This is a genomic window from Streptomyces sp. CB01580, assembly GCF_001905795.1.
GTDB lineage: Bacteria > Actinomycetota > Actinomycetes > Streptomycetales > Streptomycetaceae > Streptomyces.
The window spans coordinates 16,986-36,392 of the sequence record NZ_LIXJ01000020.1 but is presented as its reverse complement, the minus strand read 5'-3'; the positions used below and the strand labels follow the sequence as shown (position 1 = coordinate 36,392).

14 protein-coding genes are annotated in these 19,407 nt (G+C 70.4%); 11 read left to right on the top strand and 3 right to left on the bottom strand.

Annotated elements, in window-relative coordinates:
• Positions 1-6 precede the first annotated feature (6 nt).
• A complete protein-coding gene (locus tag AMK22_RS25290; protein ID WP_073788912.1) occupies positions 7-822 on the bottom strand; it encodes a glycerophosphodiester phosphodiesterase in 816 nt (271 codons plus the stop codon).
• Between the two features lie 457 nt (positions 823-1,279).
• On the opposite strand from AMK22_RS25290, the gene AMK22_RS25285 reads away from it, so the two are divergent.
• The 5 genes from AMK22_RS25285 to AMK22_RS25265 all read left to right on the top strand — a co-directional run bounded on the left by AMK22_RS25285 (position 1,280) and on the right by AMK22_RS25265 (position 8,495).
• Positions 1,280-2,167 (top strand): MHYT domain-containing protein, encoded by an 888-nt coding sequence (locus tag AMK22_RS25285; RefSeq protein WP_073788642.1) that lies wholly within the window; start codon positions 1,280-1,282, stop codon positions 2,165-2,167.
• 87 nt (positions 2,168-2,254) lie between these two features.
• Complete coding sequence (gene uvrB / locus AMK22_RS25280) at positions 2,255-4,369, top strand: excinuclease ABC subunit UvrB (RefSeq protein ID WP_073788641.1); 2,115 nt, start codon at positions 2,255-2,257, stop codon at positions 4,367-4,369.
• 132 nt (positions 4,370-4,501) lie between these two features.
• A complete protein-coding gene (locus AMK22_RS25275; RefSeq protein WP_073788639.1) occupies positions 4,502-5,080 on the top strand; it encodes a TerD family protein in 579 nt (192 codons plus the stop codon).
• A 193-nt stretch (positions 5,081-5,273) separates the two neighbouring features.
• Complete coding sequence (locus tag AMK22_RS25270) at positions 5,274-7,223, top strand: TerD family protein (protein ID WP_073788637.1); 1,950 nt, start codon at positions 5,274-5,276, stop codon at positions 7,221-7,223.
• 285 nt (positions 7,224-7,508) lie between these two features.
• Complete coding sequence (locus tag AMK22_RS25265) at positions 7,509-8,495, top strand: TerC family protein (RefSeq protein WP_073788635.1); 987 nt, start codon at positions 7,509-7,511, stop codon at positions 8,493-8,495.
• A gap of 227 nt (positions 8,496-8,722) precedes the next feature.
• Here AMK22_RS25265 and AMK22_RS25260 read toward each other — a convergent pair whose 3' ends face one another.
• Both AMK22_RS25260 and AMK22_RS25255 read right to left on the bottom strand, forming a co-directional pair.
• Entirely contained in the window at positions 8,723-9,379 is a 657-nt protein-coding gene (locus AMK22_RS25260) for an MBL fold metallo-hydrolase (protein WP_073788633.1), read from the bottom strand.
• A gap of 10 nt (positions 9,380-9,389) precedes the next feature.
• Positions 9,390-10,079: a maleylpyruvate isomerase family mycothiol-dependent enzyme gene (locus AMK22_RS25255; protein ID WP_073788631.1), complete on the bottom strand. Its 690-nt coding sequence runs from the start codon at positions 10,077-10,079 to the stop codon at positions 9,390-9,392.
• Between the two features lie 176 nt (positions 10,080-10,255).
• Here AMK22_RS25255 and uvrA point away from each other — a divergent pair, with 176 nt between their 5' ends.
• The 6 genes from uvrA (at position 10,256) to whiA (ending at position 19,376) form a co-directional block, all read left to right on the top strand.
• Positions 10,256-13,315, top strand: coding sequence for an excinuclease ABC subunit UvrA (gene uvrA / locus AMK22_RS25250; RefSeq protein WP_073788630.1), 3,060 nt, complete (start codon positions 10,256-10,258; stop codon positions 13,313-13,315).
• A 331-nt stretch (positions 13,316-13,646) separates the two neighbouring features.
• Complete coding sequence (locus AMK22_RS25245) at positions 13,647-14,075, top strand: Rieske (2Fe-2S) protein (protein ID WP_073788628.1); 429 nt, start codon at positions 13,647-13,649, stop codon at positions 14,073-14,075.
• A gap of 198 nt (positions 14,076-14,273) precedes the next feature.
• The gene (uvrC, locus tag AMK22_RS25240; RefSeq protein WP_073788626.1) at positions 14,274-16,379 is read left to right on the top strand and encodes an excinuclease ABC subunit UvrC; all 2,106 of its coding nucleotides are present in this window, start codon (positions 14,274-14,276) and stop codon (positions 16,377-16,379) included.
• Positions 16,376-17,365 (top strand): RNase adapter RapZ, encoded by a 990-nt coding sequence (rapZ, locus tag AMK22_RS25235; protein WP_073788624.1) that lies wholly within the window; start codon positions 16,376-16,378, stop codon positions 17,363-17,365. Before uvrC ends, rapZ begins: the two co-directional genes overlap by 4 nt.
• Positions 17,362-18,396, top strand: a complete 1,035-nt coding sequence (locus tag AMK22_RS25230; protein ID WP_073788622.1) for a gluconeogenesis factor YvcK family protein — start codon at positions 17,362-17,364, stop codon at positions 18,394-18,396. Before rapZ ends, AMK22_RS25230 begins: the two co-directional genes overlap by 4 nt.
• Positions 18,387-19,376 (top strand): DNA-binding protein WhiA, encoded by a 990-nt coding sequence (gene whiA / locus AMK22_RS25225; RefSeq protein WP_073788620.1) that lies wholly within the window; start codon positions 18,387-18,389, stop codon positions 19,374-19,376. Before AMK22_RS25230 ends, whiA begins: the two co-directional genes overlap by 10 nt.
• The last annotated feature ends 31 nt before the right edge of the window (positions 19,377-19,407 follow it).

Sequence of the window (19,407 nt, the reverse complement as noted above, 5' to 3'; positions counted from 1 at the left end):
CCGTCGTCAGCCCGTGGCCTCGCGCACGACGTCCGGCCTGTTCGTGATGATCCCGTCGACACCGAAGCCCGCCGCCCTCACCGCGTTCGTCGCGTCGTCGACCGTCCAGGTGTTGACCCGGAGAACCTTGCCGTGGGCGCCCTTCAGGGCGTGCACCGCCTCCACGTAGTCCGCCGAGACCGACGTGAACGAGGGGTTGATCTGATCGGTGAACGCCGCGTACGAGGGCAGATCAGCCACCGGAGGCGTCCCGAGGAAGCCGGTCGTGACGTCCGGTCGCTGCTGATGCACCCGCTTCACGCTGTCCGCGCCGAAGCTCTGGACGACGAGCCTGTTCCTGACGTGCGCGCGGTCGAGCCACCCCTTCCGGCGCAGCACCCGAAGGGTCTCCCTCTCGATCCCCGGGTAGATCTCCGGGCTCTTGATCTCCAGCAGCAGCTTCTGGTCATTGCGCTCGACGCGGTCCAGGTACTGCGTGAGGGTCGGTACCCGGGTGCCGGTGAACTGCGGACCGAACCAGCTGCCCGCGTCCAGTCGGGCGATCTCGGCCGCCGTGAAGTCCTTGACCGCCCAGGGGGAACGGTCCGGGAAGATCTCTTCGGCATCGGTGGTCCGCCTCAGATCGGTGTCGTGCATGACCACCGGCACACCGTCGCGGGTCAGCTGGACATCGTTCTCCACCCAGTCGAAGCCGAGCATGTCGGCCTTGTCGACGGCGGCCAGGGTGTTCTCCGGGGCGTAGGCCGAAGCACCCCGGTGGGCGAAGACGACCGGAGCGACCGCGTCGGCCGGGGCGACCGCGTCGGCCGGAGTGACCGGCATGGTGGAAGCGGCCGAGGCAGTTGTGGCGGCCGAGACAACCGGGACGGTCGAGAGGGCCGAGGCGGCCGGGTTGAGCGGTTCGGTGACGGGGGTCCGGGCGCTCCCGGCCCGTAAACCCGTGACCGTGCTCGTTCCCGTGGTCTGCGCGTCGGCCGTGGTCTGCGCGTCGGCCGTCGATATCGGCAGCGCGCCGACGCCCAGCAGGACGGCGGCGACGAAGGCGGTTGCGGTACGTGCGTACACGTGTACTCCTCGCATCGGAGTTACGGACGGGCCGAGAGTGCCAGTGGTGACCCGGCCGGCGACAGACGAAGGACGGCCACAACCCGGGGCCGCCGCCGGGACCGGGTCACGGGCCGATCTCCATGTCGATAAAATGCAGCTCTTCTGTTTGTTTGCCGGGCCTCGCGGCTTAGGGTCACCCCCGGACCCGGGCTTCCGCGAAGGGCGTACGAGCATGCAGGGCACGATCGATGGTTTCAGCTACGGCGCGGTGACGCCCGTCGCGGCCTTTCTGATGGCCTGTCTCAGCGCGGCCCTCGGGCTGCGCTGCACGACCCGTTCGCTGCGCACCGAGCGTTCCTTCAAGGCGGGCTGGCTGGCCCTCGGCGCGACCTCCATCGGCTCCGGCATATGGACGATGCACTTCGTCGCGATGATGGGCTTCACCATCGACGGGGTGACCATCGGCTACGACAAGCCGATCACCTTCGCCAGCCTCGCGGTCGTCATCGGCATGGTCGCCGTCGGGATCTTCGTCGTCGGATACCGGCGCGCCACCCGCATGGCACTGGTGACCGGAGGCACCATCACCGGGCTCGGCATGGCCACCATGCACTACCTGGGCATGGCCGGAATGCGACTGGAGGGACGGCTGGAGTACGACACGCTCACCGTGGTGCTCTCCGTCGTCATCGCCGTGGTGGCCGCCACGACCGCGCTCTGGGCGGCCGTCTCCGTGCAGGGCTTCCTGGGCGGTCTCGGCGCCAGCGTCGTCATGGCCGTCGCAGTGAGCGGCATGCACTACACGGGCATGGCCGCGCTCAGCGTCCATCTGCACCCGGCCGCCCTGACCGGCGACGCCGCCACCGACAGCTCGACCGTGCCCCTCCTGCCGCTGCTGGTCGGCCCCGGCTGCTTCCTGCTGCTCGCCGCCGTCGTCGTGATGTTCGACCCCCTGATGGTGATGGGCACCCCGGACTGGAACGACACCAGGGCCGGGGGCGGGGCCGACGGACCGGTCGGAGCCCCGGCACGGCGGCAGGTCCCCAGCTTCGGTACGTACGCCGACCCGGCCTCGTTCCACTCCCGCCCGCGCGACCCCGCACCGCCCGGAGACTGGTGACCCAGGTCCGGCGCCCGCCGCAGGTTCCGGGACCGGCGTGACGGCCGAGCGGACCCGGTTGTCAGTGGGGGGTCGTACGGTGGTGTCATGCGGCCCGTTTCGAAGATCGAACGTTCGGTGGCGCCTTTCGAGGTCGTCAGTCCCTACCAGCCCAGCGGCGATCAGCCCGCGGCCATCGTCGAGCTGGACCGGCGCATCCGCGCGGGTGAGAAGGACGTCGTTCTGCTCGGCGCGACCGGTACCGGCAAATCGGCGACCACCGCCTGGATGATCGAGAAGCTGCAGCGCCCCACCCTCGTGATGGCGCCGAACAAGACGCTCGCGGCCCAGCTGGCGAACGAGTTCCGTGAGCTCCTGCCCAACAACGCCGTCGAGTACTTCGTCTCGTACTACGACTACTACCAGCCCGAGGCGTACGTCCCCCAGTCGGACACCTACATCGAGAAGGACTCCTCGATCAACGAGGAGGTCGAGCGGCTGCGCCACTCCGCGACGAATTCGCTGCTCACCCGGCGCGATGTCGTCGTGGTCGCCTCCGTCTCCTGCATCTACGGCCTCGGTACGCCGCAGGAGTACGTGGACCGGATGGTTCCGCTCAAGGTCGGCGACGAGATCGACCGCGACGAGCTGCTGCGCCGCTTCGTCGAGATCCAGTACACCCGCAACGACCTCGCGTTCACCCGCGGCACGTTCCGGGTCCGCGGCGACACCATCGAGATCTTCCCGGTCTACGAGGAGCTCGCCGTCCGCATCGAGATGTTCGGCGACGAGATCGAGGCGCTCTCCACTCTCCACCCGCTCACCGGCGAGGTGATCAGCGAGGACGAGTCCCTCCACGTCTTCCCCGCCAGCCACTACGTCGCGGGCCCCGAGCGCATGGAGAAGGCGGTCAACGGCATCGAGCGGGAGCTGGAGGAGCGCCTCGCCGAGCTGGAGAAGCAGGGCAAGATGCTGGAGGCCCAGCGACTGCGGATGCGCACCACGTACGACATCGAGATGCTCCGGCAGATCGGCACCTGCTCCGGGGTCGAGAACTACTCGATGCACTTCGACGACCGCTCGCCCGGGACCGCCCCCAACACCCTTCTCGACTACTTCCCCGAGGACTTCCTCCTCGTCCTCGACGAGTCGCACGTCACCGTGCCGCAGATCGGTGCCATGTACGAGGGCGACGCGTCCCGGAAGCGCACCCTCGTCGACCACGGCTTCCGGCTGCCCTCGGCGCTCGACAACCGCCCGCTGAAGTGGGAGGAGTTCCTGGGCCGGATCAACCAGACGGTCTACCTCTCGGCCACCCCCGGAACGTACGAGCTGTCCCGGAGCGACGGCTTCGTGGAGCAGATCATCCGTCCCACCGGCCTCGTCGACCCGGAGGTCGTCGTCAAGCCCACCGAGGGTCAGATCGACGACCTGGTGCACGAGATCCGCAAGCGCACCGAGAAGGACGAACGCGTCCTCGTCACCACCCTCACCAAGAAGATGGCCGAGGACCTCACCGACTACTTCCTGGAGCTCGGCATCCAGGTCCGCTACCTCCACAGCGACGTGGACACCCTGCGCCGTGTCGAGCTGCTGCGCGAGCTGCGCTCCGGCGAGTACGACGTCCTGGTCGGCATCAACCTCCTGCGAGAGGGCCTCGACCTCCCCGAGGTGTCGCTCGTCGCCATCCTCGACGCGGACAAGCAGGGCTTTCTGCGCTCGGGCACGTCCCTGATCCAGACCATCGGGCGCGCCGCCCGCAACGTGTCGGGGCAGGTCCACATGTACGCGGACACGATCACCCCGGCGATGGCGCAGGCCATCGACGAGACCAACCGTCGCCGCGAGAAGCAGATCGCCTACAACACCGAGCGCGGCATCGACCCCCAGCCGTTGCGCAAGAAGATCAACGACATCGTCGCGACGATCGCCCGCGAGGAGGTCGACACCGAGCAACTGCTCGGCACCGGCTACCGCCAGGCCAAGGGGGCCAAGGCCCCTGTCCCCGCACTCGGTGCCAAGGCGTCCGGCTCCGGGAAGAAGGCCGCCGCCGTGGTCACCGACCGGCCGGCCACCGAACTCGCCGGAATCATCGAGGAGATGACCGAACGCATGCGGGCAGCCGCCGCGGACCTGCAGTTCGAAGTGGCGGCCCGGTTGCGCGACGAGGTCGGCGAGCTGAAGAAGGAGCTGCGTCAGATGCGGGAAGCGGGTCTCGCCTGACCGCCAGGCGGTCGATGTGTTGCAGGACCGACACAAAAACACCTCAAGCAGCCTCGTTGTCAGTGCGACTGCGTAGGGTGCTGAGAACACCGCGCACGGATGGTTGCGGGGCAAGCCGAGAGGGGACAGCGCGTGACGGTCAATATGACCAAGGGCCAGGCCATCAGCCTGCAGAAGAGCGACGGGGGAACCCTGACCGCGGTGCGGATGGGGCTCGGCTGGCAGGCGGCACCGCGCCGCGGCCTGTTCGGCTCGCGCACGCGGGAGATCGACCTCGACGCGTCGGCGGTGCTGTTCGCCGACAAGCAGCCGGTCGACGTGGTCTTCTTCCGCCACCTCGTCAGTGACGACGGATCGGTCAAGCACACCGGGGACAACCTGGTCGGAGGCGCCGGTTCGGGCGGCGACGACGAGGCGATCCTCGTCGACCTCCAGCGCGTGCCGGTCCACATCGACCAGATCGTCTTCACGGTGAACTCCTTCACCGGCCAGACGTTCCAGGAGGTGCAGAACGCCTTCTGCCGCCTCGTCGACGAGACCAACGGGCAGGAGCTCGCCCGCTACACGCTGGACGGCGGCGGGCAGTACACCGCCCAGATCATGGCGAAGGTGCACCGTTCGGGGAACGGATGGCAGATGACCGCCCTCGGCAACCCGGCCAACGGCCGTACCTTCCAGGACCTGATGCCGGCGATCCTGCCGCATCTGTAACGGCCTGGGGTGGCAGGAGGCGGAGCTCCCGCTCCCTGTCGCCCCCGGTGCGTGAGCACGGCCGGACCAGCCGGCCGACATGGATACGCGCAGCTCCCGGAGGCAACGGCCGCCGGGAGCTGCATCACATGGTGCCGCACGGCACCGGGCGACACCGCACAGCGCAGCAGCAACTCGTCGAGGGGACAGGGCAATGACGGCCGAGCTGGTCCGGGGGCAGAACCACACCTTGCCCCAGACCCGACTGGAGATCCGGGTATCGGCCGGCACGCCCGTCGTGGCAGGTGTCACGCTCGCCGACGAGAACGGCACCGTCCACGGCGCCGAATGGGTCGCCCACCCCGGCGCGCCCCGGCTGCCCGGGCTCGAAGTTCCCCGCCAGGCCGCCGCCGGCCACCGGCTCGCCGCCGACCTCGACGCCGTGCCGGCCGAGGTGCACCGGATCACCGTGCTGCTGGCCCTGCCCACGGGCATCGGCGGCCCGGTCCGCTTCGGCGCGGTCGCCGCGCCCTTCGTCGCGGTCACCGGGCTCGACGGCGACGAGATCGCCACCTTCACCCTCACCGGGCTCGACACCGAATCGGCCGTCGCGGCCCTGGAGCTCTACCGCCGCCAGGGCGCCTGGAAGGTCCGCGCCATCGGCCAGGGCTACGCGGGCGGCCTCGCCGCCATGCTCGCCGACCAGGGCCTGAACGGGGCGGCCGAGCTGGCCCACTCGATCCAGGAAGCCGTCACCCGCGCGACGGCCCGCACGGTCGCACCGCCGCCGCCCCGCACCCCGGACGGTGATCGCGTCGGCCACGGCCCGCGCCCCGCACCGGCCCCGGACGTCCCCCCGGTCCCTGCCGCCCCGCCCACGACCCCCGGGGCCGAGCCACTCACCCAGCCCGCCCCGCCGCCGGGCACCGCCGCCACGGGCGGCCCCGTCGACTACACCCACCCGCGCCGCCAGACCTCCGCACCCCCGCCGCCCCCTCCCACCGCGCTGCCCGCCGCGCCCGGCAGCCCCGCCCAGCCCGTCGCCGGGGACGCCACCGGCTGGTCCATGGAGGAGCGCCTCTACAACCAGATCTGGGGCATGTTCGAAGATCTGGCCCGCACCACCGCCGCGTACCGCAGCGCCGTCGAATTCGCCGAGTCCCGCATGGAGCAGGAACTCGACCGGACGCTGTCCGACCCGCGCAACCGGATCGGCGGCGCCGGGGACCGGGCCCGTGAACAGGCCCGTGCCAAGCGCGACGAACTCACCTCCCGGGCGAAGGAGGCACTCGACCGCGACATCGCGCAGCTCACCGCCGAAGCCGCCGTGGTGGAACCCGCGCTCCCCACCGCGTACGCGGGATGGGACAACCCCGTCTGGCACGCCTACCGCGTCCCGATGGAGATCCCCATGGCACTGCGGATCGGCGACCTCCATCTGCCCGAGGCCACCGGTCTGCGTATCCCGCTGCTGGTACGGCTCCCGTTGGAGCGCGGTATCTGGGTCGACAGCGGCCGCACGGCGTCCGGGGCGGCGGCCCTGGCGGACACCGCGCAACTGCGCCGTCTGGCCATGGAGAGCGCCGTCGCGCACGCGGCCCGGCTGCTGGCCGTGTACCCGGCCGACGAGTTCTCCGTGCACGTCATCGACCCCGCGGGCGCGGCGGCCGGACCGCTCGCCCCGCTGGTCCGGTCCGGGGCGCTCGTCGAGCCGCCCGCAGCGGGCCCCGGAGGGGTCACCTCGGTCCTCGCCCGGCTCACCCGGCGCGTGGACCTGGTCCAGATGGCCATCCGGGCGGGCGCCGCCGACTCGCTGCCGCCGGACGTGGACACCGGCCAGCACCTGCTGATCGTCAACGACTTCCCCCACGGCTTCGACGACCGGGCCGTCACCCAACTGCGCTACCTGGCCGACGAGGGGCCTTCGGTCGGCGTCCATCTGCTGATGGTCGCGGACCGCGAGGACGCCGCCGCCTACGGGCCGGTGCTCGATCCGCTGTGGCGCTCGCTGCTCCGGCTCACCCCGGTCGCCGACGACCACCTGGCCGACCCCTGGGTGGGCCACGCCTGGACGTACGAGCCGCTCAGGGTGCCGCCCGGCAGCCGGGTGCTCGACGACGTCCTGGCCCAGGTGGCCGCGGCCCGCAGCACCTGGCGCCGCTGAGCCGCGGCGCGCCGAGCGGCCCCTGACCACACCGCCCCGCCCTCCTTCACACCACCTCCGGCCTGGTGTTTTGGTGATCCTTTAGGAGTCTCTTTACCTTCCTTTGGTGTTTCCTGTACTGTTTCTTGGGCGGAGGGGAGTACTCCCACACGCGGCGTTCCCGTCAGTACGGACCCTGACCGGTCCCGGGGCGCCGGTCCTGGTGCGCATCGCGCGCCCGGGCGGAAGAGACCTCCGGCAGCGACGACGCTGAATCAGTAGCCGTAGTGAACTGCCGGAGGCGCAGTGGACGTTTCATGGACCCTCTGGGCGCTGACCATTCTCGGTCTGTCGGCCCTCATCGCCGTCGACTTCTTCATCGGGCGCAGGCCCCATGACGTGTCGACCAAAGAAGCCGGAATCTGGACGATCATCTGGATCACGCTGGCCGTGCTCTTCGGGCTCGGCCTGCTGGTCTTCGGCGACAGCCGGGCGTCGGGCGAGTTCTTCGCGGGCTTCATCACGGAGAAGTCGCTCAGCGTCGACAACCTGTTCGTCTTCGTCCTGATCATGGCGAAGTTCTCGGTCCCCTCCCATCTCCAGCAGCGGGTGCTGCTCGTCGGCGTGCTGATCGCGCTGGTGCTCCGAGCGGTCTTCATCGCCGCGGGCGCCGCGGTCATCGCCAACTTCTCCTGGGTCTTCTACATCTTCGGCGCGTTCCTGATCTACACCGCCTGGAAGCTCGTCCAGGAGGCGCGGGCCGACGAAGAAGGGGAGGAGTTCGAGGAGAACCGCCTTCTCAAGTCGATCGAGCGCCGCTTCGGGGTCGCCGACCGGTATCACGGCACCAAGCTCTTCATACGCGACAAGGGCAAACGCGTCCTGACGCCGCTGATGGTCGTCATGCTCGCCATCGGCACCACCGATGTGCTGTTCGCCCTGGACTCCATCCCCGCGATCTTCGGCCTGACCCAGGACCCGTACATCGTGTTCACGGCGAACGCCTTCGCCCTGATGGGGCTGCGACAGCTGTACTTCCTGATCGGCGGCCTGCTGAAGAAGCTGGTCCACCTCAGCTACGGGCTCTCGGTGATCCTCGGCTTCATCGGCGTGAAGCTGGTGCTGCACGCGCTGCACGAGTCCGGGGTGCACGTCCCCGAGATCTCGATACCGGTCTCGCTCGGCGTCATCTGCGGTGTCCTGGTGATCACCACGATCACCAGCCTGATCGCCGACCGGAAGCGGAAGCAGGCCGAAGCGGCCGCGGACGAGAAGGCCGGTATCGACGCCTGACGCGGTTGTCGCCTGCCGTGGTTGTCGCCTGCCGTGGTTGCCGTCGGCCGGTTGCCATGAGGGGCGCGCCCCCGCACCCGTACCGCCTGCGACGGGGACACGGGGGAGCGCCCCGGCCCGTGTCCGCCGGGAGGCGGAAGGGGCGGGGCGCTCCGGAATCACGTGCGCGTCCCGCGTGGACCCGATGGGCCCGGCGCGGGCGAAGTGGCCGCGGGAGCGGCCGGGTGTCACCAGCCGCGGGCGTGCCACTCGGGCAGCTGCGGGCGTTCGACACCGAGCATGGTGTCGTGACCGTGGCCCGGGTAGACCCAGGTCTCGTCGGGCAGCTGGTCGAAGAGCTTGGTCTCCACGTCGTGGATCAGGCTCGCGAACGCCTCGGGGTTCTTGCGGGTGTTGCCGACACCGCCGGGGAAGAGACAGTCCCCGGTGAACAGGTGGGGGGCGCCGTGCGGGTCGTCGTAGACGAGCGCGATGGACCCCGGGGTGTGGCCGACGAGGTGACGGGCGGTCAGTTCGACCCTGCCCACCCGGATCGTGTCGTTGTCGTCCACCAGGACGTCGGTCGGGACCGGGATCCCCTCCGCGTCGTACCTGCCGGCGAACGTACGCGCTCCAGTGGCGGCGACGACCTCGCCGAGCGCCTGCCAGTGGTCGGGGTGCCGGTGGGTGGTGACGACGGAGGCGATGCCGTCGTCACCGATGAGCCGCAGCAGCGTCCCGGCCTCGTCGGCCGCGTCGATGAGGAGCTGCTCGCCGGTGGCCCGACAGCGCAGCAGATAGGCGTTGTTGTTCCCTGGCCCCACGGCGACCTTGGAGATCATCAGATCCGTCAACTCGTGTACGTCAGCGCGACCGCCGACCTTGACCGCTCCGCTGTACGTCATGCGTTCCAGCCTATAGCGGAGGCAGTGCGGGGAGGGGGCCGCCGTCGACCGCCAGCGCCGATCCGTCGCGGCGACCGCAGAGCCAGCCGAGCAGCTCGGGCGCGGTGCCGCGGACCACGACGTGGGCGCCCTCGGCGCCGCCGCCCGTGGACCAGGCACGGCCGTCGTCGGCGGTGATCCGCGTGGCCACGACGTCGGAGTGTCCGGCGAACCGTTCGGCGAGGAAGTCGATCTCCCGGGCGACGAACTCGTCCGGGAGGTCCTCCAGCTCGTAGCCGACGTCCAGGTCGACATGGTGCAGCTCGACCTCGACGCGGCGGCGGAAGGGGATCCGGGAGGCCGAGTCCGTCACGCCGTTGCGCAGCGTGACGGTGCGGGACCAGTCGCCCGGGGGTGAGGCCGCGTCCGCGAAGCGGGCCGCGCTGTCGGCGAGGTCGGTCAGCTGCTCCGCCCTCGGTCGGGGCGCGCCGCGTTCGATGTCCCGGTCGCGGGTTTCGCTGTCTGCGTACATCGGGCGGCCCTGGAGAACATTTACGAGCGCGTCGGCGTTACGAGAGAGGTGCGCGACGACATGACCGCGGCTCCAGCCCGGCAGGCGCGAGGGCTCGGCAAGCGCAGCGTCGTCCAATTTCCCGGTGGCGCTGAGCAGTCGATCGGTCGCTTCACGTACGGCGCGCAGGTCGTGCGCGTGATCAATCATGGCGCCGAGCGTAGCCCGGCCACTCATTCGGGTGAAGGGAGCGACAGCCGTCCGTAAATCGAATGTGCGTGCTATACGCTCGGAGTCGAAAAGCTTCGTACACCGCTGTGGCGCCCCCCATACCCTGGGACAGGGGCTCAGTTCCCCCACTTCTCTCTAGAAAGGTGCGGACCGGCGTGGTCGACCGTCTCATCGTCCGTGGCGCTCGCGAGCACAATCTCAAGAACGTCTCTCTCGACCTTCCCCGCGACTCGCTCATCGTCTTCACCGGGCTTTCCGGGTCGGGCAAGTCGTCCCTCGCGTTCGACACGATCTTCGCCGAGGGCCAGCGGCGCTACGTGGAGTCCCTCTCCTCGTACGCCCGGCAGTTCCTCGGCCAGATGGACAAGCCGGACGTCGACTTCATCGAGGGCCTCTCGCCCGCCGTCTCCATCGACCAGAAGTCGACCTCGCGCAATCCGCGCTCGACGGTCGGCACCATCACCGAGGTGTACGACTACCTCCGGCTGCTGTTCGCCAGGATCGGCAAGCCGCACTGCCCCGAGTGCGGCCGCCCCATCGCGCGCCAGTCGCCGCAGGCCATCGTGGACAAGGTGCTGGGTCTCCCCGAGGGGAGCCGCTTCCAGGTTCTCTCGCCGCTGGTGCGCGAGCGCAAGGGCGAGTTCGTCGATCTCTTCGCCGATCTCCAGACCAAGGGATACAGCAGGGCCCGTGTCGACGGCGAGACGATCCACCTCGCCGAGCCGCCCAAGCTGAAGAAGCAGGAGAAGCACACCATCGAGGTGGTCGTCGACCGCCTCACGGTGAAGGAGGGCGCCAAGCGGCGGCTGACCGACTCGGTCGAGACCGCGCTCGGGCTCTCCGGCGGCATGGTCGTGCTCGACTTCGTCGACCTCGCCGAGGACGACCCCGAGCGCGAGCGGATGTACTCCGAGCACCTCTACTGCCCTTACGACGACCTGTCCTTCGAGGAGCTGGAGCCGCGCTCCTTCTCGTTCAACTCGCCCTTCGGCGCCTGCCCCGACTGCACGGGCATCGGCACGCGGATGGAGGTCGACCCCGAGCTGGTCGTCCCCGACGAGGAGAGGTCGCTCGACGCCGGAGCGATCCACCCCTGGTCGCACGGCCACACCAAGGAGTACTTCGGCCGGCTGATCGGAGCCCTCGCCAAGGCCCTCGGCTTCCGCACGGACATCCCGTGGGCCGGGCTGCCGCAGCGTGCCAAGAAGGCACTCCTTTACGGCCACAAGATCCAGACCGAGGTCCGCTACCGCAACCGCTACGGACGCGAGCGCGCGTACACCACCCCCGCCTTCGAGGGCGCGGTCCAGTTCGTCAAGCGGCGTCACTCCGAGGCCGAGAGCGACTCCAGCCGGGAGCGCTTCGAGGGGTACATGCGCGAGGTGCCCTGTCCGACCTGTGAGGGCACCCGCCTCAAGCCGATCGTCCTCGCGGTGACGGTGATGGAGAAGTCCATCGCCGAGGTCTCCGCGATGTCGATCAGCGAGTGCGCGGAATTCCTCGGCCGGCTGACGCTGAACGCCCGGGACAAGAAGATCGCCGAGCGGGTGCTGAAGGAGGTCAACGAGCGGCTGCGGTTCCTGGTCGACGTGGGCCTCGACTACCTCTCGCTGAACCGTGCCGCGGGCACCCTGTCCGGCGGCGAGGCCCAGCGCATCCGGCTGGCCACCCAGATCGGCTCCGGCCTGGTCGGTGTGCTGTACGTACTGGACGAGCCGTCCATCGGCCTGCACCAGCGGGACAACCACCGGCTCATCGAGACCCTCGTCCGGCTCCGCGACATGGGCAACACACTCATCGTCGTCGAGCACGACGAGGACACCATCAAGGTCGCCGACTGGGTCGTCGACATCGGCCCCGGCGCCGGTGAGCACGGCGGGAAGGTGGTCCACTCCGGATCGCTGAAGGAGCTGCTGGGCAACGGCGAGTCGATCACCGGCCAGTATCTGAACGGCACGAAGGCGATCACGACGCCCGACCTCCGGCGCGCCCTTGACCCGTCCCGCAGCCTCACGGTGCACGGCGCCCGGGAGAACAACCTCCAGGACATCGACGTCTCCTTCCCGCTCGGCGTGCTCACGGCCGTCACGGGCGTCTCGGGGTCCGGGAAGTCGACGCTGGTCAACGACATCCTCTACACACACCTGGCGCGCGAGCTGAACGGCGCCAAGTCGGTGCCCGGACGGCACACCCGGGTCGACGGCGACGACCAGGTCGACAAGGTGGTGCACGTCGACCAGTCGCCCATCGGACGTACGCCCCGGTCCAACCCGGCCACGTACACCGGTGTCTTCGACCACATCCGCAAGCTGTTCGCGGAGACGATGGAGGCGAAGGTGCGCGGCTACCTGCCCGGCCGCTTCTCCTTCAACGTCAAGGGCGGCCGCTGCGAGAACTGCTCCGGCGACGGCACGATCAAGATCGAGATGAACTTCCTGCCGGACGTCTACGTCCCGTGCGAGGTCTGCCACGGTGCGCGGTACAACCGCGAGACCCTGGAGGTCCACTACAAGGGCAAGTCCATCGCCGAGGTGCTGGACATGCCGATCGAGGAGGGCCTGGAGTTCTTCGAGGCCGTCCCGACCATCGCCCGGCACCTCCGTACGCTCAACGAGGTCGGCCTGGGATACGTACGGCTCGGCCAGTCCGCGCCGACCCTCTCCGGCGGTGAGGCCCAGCGGGTGAAGCTGGCGAGCGAGTTGCAGAAGCGCTCCACCGGCCGCACGGTCTACGTCCTGGACGAGCCGACCACGGGCCTGCACTTCGAGGACATCAGCAAGCTCATCAAGGTGCTGTCCGGGCTGGTCGACAAGGGCAACTCGGTGATCGTGATCGAGCACAACCTCGATGTGATCAAGACCGCGGACTGGGTCATCGACATGGGCCCCGAAGGCGGCAACGGCGGTGGCCAGGTGGTCGCCGAGGGGACACCGGAGCAGGTCGCCGGGGTCCCGGCGAGCCACACCGGCAAGTTCCTCCAGGACATCCTGGACCCGGACCGGGTGAGCGAGGCAGCGGTTCCCGCGGCCCGCAAGCCGATGCGGAAGGTCGCCGCCAAGAAGGCGGTCGCCGCGAAGGCGACCCCGGCCAGGAAGACGGCCACGGCCAGGACGAGCGCGGGGCAGTCCGCCAAGTCCACCACGGCCAGGACCGCCAAGACGACCGCTGCGAAGAAGCCCGCGGCGAAGAAGGCGACCGGCGCGCGCAAGTCCTGACGACCGCGTCCCGGGCCGGCGGCCCCCGACGAAGGGGGCCGCCGGCCTCGTCGTTGTCGCGGGCCCGCCGTCGTCGCCGGATCCGCGGCCGCTCCCGGCGCCGTCCCCGGTCCCGCCGCGGTACAACGCAAGCAGCACCGATCCGGGCCCGGAATACGCCCCTGACCAGCGGGAACCGTTCTCGGGTGGCCCGCGCGTCGGCCGCTCGGCCCTCGCCGGTATCGTCGGTTCCGTCACCGATGGCGCCGATGCCCGTGTACCTCCGGTACTCCCGTGTCCCCGTCGCCGGGCGACCTTCGTACGTTCCACCCCTCCGACCAGTGGAGACCGCATGCCCGGCCAGCCCGCCGCCCGCCGTACCGTGCTGAAGGGCGCCGCTCTCGTCGGCGTCGCCGGGCTGGGAGCGGCCGCCTGCTCGACCGAATCGGTGCTCGGCCACGCCGGGCCGCCCGTGCCCACCGCCCCCGTCGACCTCGGCGCGCCGGAGGAGATCCCGGTCGGCGCGTCCAAGCTCTACCGCGAGCAGCGGGTCGTCGTCAGTTGCCCGGCGAAGGGGCAGTACAAGGCGTTCAGCGCCCAGTGCACCCACGGGGGCTGCGTGCTGGACAAGGTCGAGGACAACGTGGGCAGCTGCCCCTGTCACGGCAGCCACTTCGACACGACGACCGGCACGGCGACGAAGGGCCCGGCGACCGCGCCGCTGCCCGAGGTGCCGGTCAGGATCGAGGGCGGCAAGCTCGTCGCCGGCCCCAAGGCCTGAGACCCGCCGCGACCGCCCCCGGGACCGGGCGGCCCCGCCACGGCGGGGACCGGCCGTCCGCGCCGCCCGTACCGGCGATCCGCCCGGTCCCGCCGATCCGCCCGCTCCGGTCGGCGCCGACCCGTCCCGGGCCGCGTGGGGCGAAGGGGCGCGTCCGGACAGGCCGCACTGTCACTGCCCGCAAGTAGGGTGGGGCACATGGCAGACCCCTCCAGCTACCGACCCAAGCCGGGACAGATCCCCGACTCCCCGGGGGTCTACAGATTCCGCGACGAGCACCGCCGGGTGATCTACGTCGGCAAGGCCAAGAACCTGCGCCAGCGTCTGGCCAACTACTTCCAGGACCTGGCCTCCCTCCACCCGCGTACGCGCACGATGGTCACCACGGCCGCGTCGGTGGAATGGACGATCGTCTCCACGGAGGTCGAGGCGCTCCAGCTGGAGTACTCCTGGATCAAGGAGTTCGACCCCCGGTTCAACGTCAAGTACCGCGACGACAAGAGCTATCCCTACCTCGCGGTCACGCTCGACGAGGAGTTCCCGCGCGTCCAGGTCATGCGCGGTGCCAAGAAGAAGGGCGTGCGCTACTTCGGCCCCTACGGGCACGCCTGGGCGATCCGCGAGACGGTCGACCTGATGCTCCGGGTCTTCCCGGTGCGCACCTGCTCCGCCGGGGTCTTCAAGAACGCGGCCAGGACCGGCCGCCCGTGCCTCCTCGGCTACATCGGCAAGTGCTCGGCCCCCTGCGTCGGCCGGGTCACCCCCGAGGAACACCGCGAACTGGCCGAGGACTTCTGCGACTTCATGGCCGGTCGCACCGGCACGTACATCCGCCGCCTGGAGAAGGACATGATGGCGGCGGCCGAGGAGATGGAGTACGAGCGGGCGGCCAGGCTCCGCGACGACGTGGAGGCCCTCAAACGGGCCATGGAGAAGAGCGCCGTCGTCCTCGCCGACGCCACCGACGCCGACCTGATCGCCGTCGCCGAGGACGAGTTGGAAGCCGCCGTCCAGATCTTCCACGTGCGCGGCGGCCGGGTGCGCGGGCAGCGCGGCTGGGTCACCGACAAGGTCGAGAACGTCGACACCTCGGGTCTGGTCGAGCACGCCCTGCAACAGCTGTACGGCGAGGAGACGGGCGACGCCGTCCCCAAGGAGGTCCTCGTCCCGGCCCTGCCCGAGGACCCGGACGCGGTCTCCCAGTGGCTCGCCGGCCGCCGGGGCTCCCAGGTCAGCCTGCGCATCCCGCAGCGCGGCGACAAGAAGGACCTGATGGCGACGGTCCAGCGCAACGCCCAGCAGGCCCTGGCGCTGCACAAGACGAAACGCGCCTCCGACCTGACGACCCGCTCCCGCGCTCTGGAGGAGATCGCCGAGGCGCTCGGTCTCGACACGGCCCCGCTCCGTATCGAGTGCTACGACATCTCGCACCTCCAGGGCGACGACGTGGTCGCCTCCATGGTCGTCTTCGAGGACGGGCTGGCCCGCAAGAGCGAATACCGCCGCTTCCAGATCAAGGGCTTCGAGGGTCAGGACGACGTCCGGTCGATGCACGAGGTGGTCGGCCGCCGTTTCAAGCGGTACCTCCAGGAGAAGGAGCGGACGGGGGAGTGGGGGGAGACGGCCGGTCCGACGGACTCCACCGCGTTCCCGGACGGCCTCGCCGCGACGGACCCCGTCGCGCCTTCCCCGGACGGACTTCCCGCCGCGTCCGGACCCGTCGGCCCCGCCCCGGACGCCGGGACCGCTCCGGGGAGCGAGCCCCGTGAGGACGACGGTCGTCCCAAGCGGTTCGCCTATCCGCCCCAGCTCGTCGTGGTCGACGGTGGGCAGCCCCAGGTCGCGGCGGCGAAACGGGCCCTCGATGAACTGGGCATCGACGACATCGCCGTGTGCGGCCTCGCCAAGCGGCTCGAAGAGGTCTGGCTGCCGGACGACGACGACCCCGTCGTCCTGCCCCGGTCGAGCGAGGGGCTCTATCTCCTCCAGCGCGTGCGAGACGAGGCCCACCGGTTCGCGATCACGTACCAGCGCACCAAGCGGGCCAAACGCATCCGTTCCGGTCCCCTGGACGCCGTCGCCGGACTCGGCGAGACCCGGAAACAGGCGTTGATCAAGCATTTCGGCTCCGTGAAGAAGCTGAGGCAGGCGACAATCGACGAGATCTGCGCGGTCCCGGGCATAGGCCGCCGGACGGCGGAGTCCGTGGCCGTCGCCCTGGCCACGGCGGCCCCGGCCGCGCCCGCCGTGAACACGGCGACCGGAGAGATCATCGAAGAGGACGACGGGGGCAGCACGACATGACCGAGCACGAACACGAGAATCAGCACAAGACCGGTCACGAGTACCGGGTCGAGCACGGCGGCACCGACCGAACAGACGGAGCAGGACACGTGAGTACGGGCACCACGATCGACAACGGCGACGGGGCCATCCCCGAGCTGGTGATCATCTCCGGGATGTCGGGCGCAGGCCGCAGCACCGCGGCCAAGTGCCTGGAGGACCTCGGCTGGTTCGTCGTCGACAACCTGCCACCCGCCCTGATCCCCACCATGGTCGAGCTCGGCGCCCGATCGCAGGGCAACGTGGCGCGCATCGCCGTCGTCGTCGACGTGCGGGGCCGCCGCTTCTTCGACAACCTCCGCGAGTCCCTCGCCGACCTGGAGGCCAAGCACGTCACGCGGCGGATCGTCTTCCTGGAGTCCTCCGACGACGCCCTGGTCCGCCGCTTCGAGTCGGTCCGGCGCCCGCACCCCCTCCAGGGCGACGGCCGGATCGTCGACGGCATCGCCGCCGAGCGCGACCTGCTGCGCGAGCTGCGCGGCGACGCCGACCTGGTGATCGACACCTCCAGCCTCAACGTGCACGAGCTGCGCGCCAAGATGGACGCCCAGTTCGCCGGTGAGGAGGAGCCGGAGCTGCGTGCCACGGTGATGTCCTTCGGCTTCAAGTACGGCCTGCCGGTCGACGCCGACCTGGTGGTCGACTGCCGCTTCCTGCCCAACCCGCACTGGGTCCCCGAGCTGCGCCCGTTCACCGGGCTCAACGAGGAGGTCTCCGCCTACGTCTTCGACCAGCCCGGCGCCAAGGAGTTCCTCAACCAGTACACGGAACTGCTCCATCTCGTCGCCGCCGGATACCGTCGCGAGGGCAAGCGCTACGTGACGATCGCCGTCGGCTGCACGGGCGGCAAGCACCGCTCGGTCGCCATGTCCGAGAAGCTCGCGGCCAGGCTCGCGACCGAAGGGATCGAGACCGTTCTGGTGCACCGGGACATGGGGCGCGAGTGACCAGCCGCAACCAGCGCCTGCGCCGACTGCGCAGAGCCACCTCCGCGCTGTCCGGCCGCAAACGCGGTACGCAGCCCAAGGTCGTCGCCCTCGGCGGCGGCCACGGGCTGTCCGCCTCGCTGGCGGCGCTCCGCCGGATCACCGGCGACCTCACGGCGGTGGTCACCGTCGCCGACGACGGTGGCTCCAGCGGTCGGCTCCGTGAGGAGCTGGGCGTGCTGCCGCCGGGCGATCTGCGCAAGGCGCTGGCCGCCCTGTGCGGCGACGACGACTGGGGCCAGACGTGGGCCCGGGTCATCCAGCACCGCTTCCAGTCCAAGGGCGACCTGCACGAGCACGCCGTCGGCAATCTGCTGATCGTCGCCCTGTGGGAGCAGCTCGGCGACCACGTCCAGGCCCTGGACCTGGTCGGCAGGCTCCTCGGTGCGCACGGCAGGGTGCTGCCCATGTCCGCCGTGCCGCTGGAGCTCCAGGCGCTCGTACGCGGACACGACCCGGCCCGCCCGGACGACGTGGACACGGTGCGCGGCCAGGCGACGGTGGCGTTGACCCCGGGCGAGGTGCAGTCCGTCCACGTCGTCCCGAACGACCCGCCGGCCGTCCCCGAGGCCGTCGCCGCGGTCCTGGACGCCGACTGGGTGGTGCTCGGCCCGGGGTCCTGGTTCTCCTCCGTGATCCCGCACCTGCTCGTCCCGGAACTGCTCGAAGCACTGGTCGAGACCAGGGCCCGCAAGGTCCTCTCGCTCAATCTCGCTCCGCAACCCGGCGAAACTGATGGCTTCTCCCCGCAGCGTCATTTGGAGGTTTTGGGACGACACGCCCCTAAACTCGCCATGGACGTGGTGCTGGCCGACGAAGCCGCCGTGCCCGATCGTGAGTCCCTCGTCGATGCCGCCAAGCGGCTCGGCGCCGCGGTCGAGCTGGCGCCGGTGGCCTCACCCGACGGCGTTCCGATCCATGATCCGGAGCTGTTGGCCGCCGCGTACGACCGTATTTTTCGGATGCATGGAAGGATCGGCCCATGGCGATGACGCCGGCGGTGAAGGACGAAGTCTCCCGGCTTCCGGTGACCCGGACCTGCTGCAGGAAGGCGGAGGTCTCGGCGATTCTTCGGTTCGCGGGAGGGCTCCACCTGGTGAGCGGCCGGATCGTGATCGAGGCGGAGCTGGACACCTCGATGGCGGCGCGTCGGCTGAAGCGGGACATCCTGGAGATCTTCGGGCACAGCTCGGAGCTGATCGTGATGGCCCCCGGCGGGCTGCGGCGCGGTTCCCGCTACGTCGTACGCGTGGTGGCCGGCGGCGACCAGCTGGCCCGCCAGACGGGCCTGGTGGACGGCCGCGGCCGTCCCATCCGCGGCCTGCCCCCGCAGGTGGTCTCGGGGGCCACCTGCGACGCCGAGGCCGCCTGGCGCGGTGCCTTCCTGGCGCACGGCTCGCTCACCGAACCCGGCCGCTCCTCCTCCCTGGAAGTGACATGTCCGGGTCCGGAGGCCGCGCTCGCCCTCGTCGGGGCGGCGCGCAGGCTCTCCATCGCGGCGAAGGCCCGCGAGGTGCGGGGCGTGGACCGGGTCGTCGTCCGTGACGGCGACGCGATCGGCGCCCTGCTCACCCGGCTCGGCGCCCACGACTCGGTGCTGGCCTGGGAGGAGCGGCGGATGCGCCGCGAGGTCCGCGCCACCGCCAACCGGCTCGCCAACTTCGACGACGCCAACCTGCGCCGCTCCGCGCGGGCCGCGGTCGCCGCGGGCGCCCGGGTCGGGCGCGCGCTGGAGATCCTGGGCGAGGACGTGCCCGAGCACCTCGCCGCGGCCGGCCGGCTGCGCATGGAGCACAAGCAGGCGTCCCTGGAGGAGCTGGGCGCGCTCGCCGACCCGCCGCTTACCAAGGACGCGGTCGCGGGCCGGATCCGCCGACTGCTGGCGATGGCCGACAAGAGGGCGCAGGACCTGGGGATCCCGGGCACCGAGTCCACTCTCAGTGACGAGCTCGCCGACGGTCTCGTGGGATGACCTGACAATCGCTTGGTGGGGTGAGCCGAAA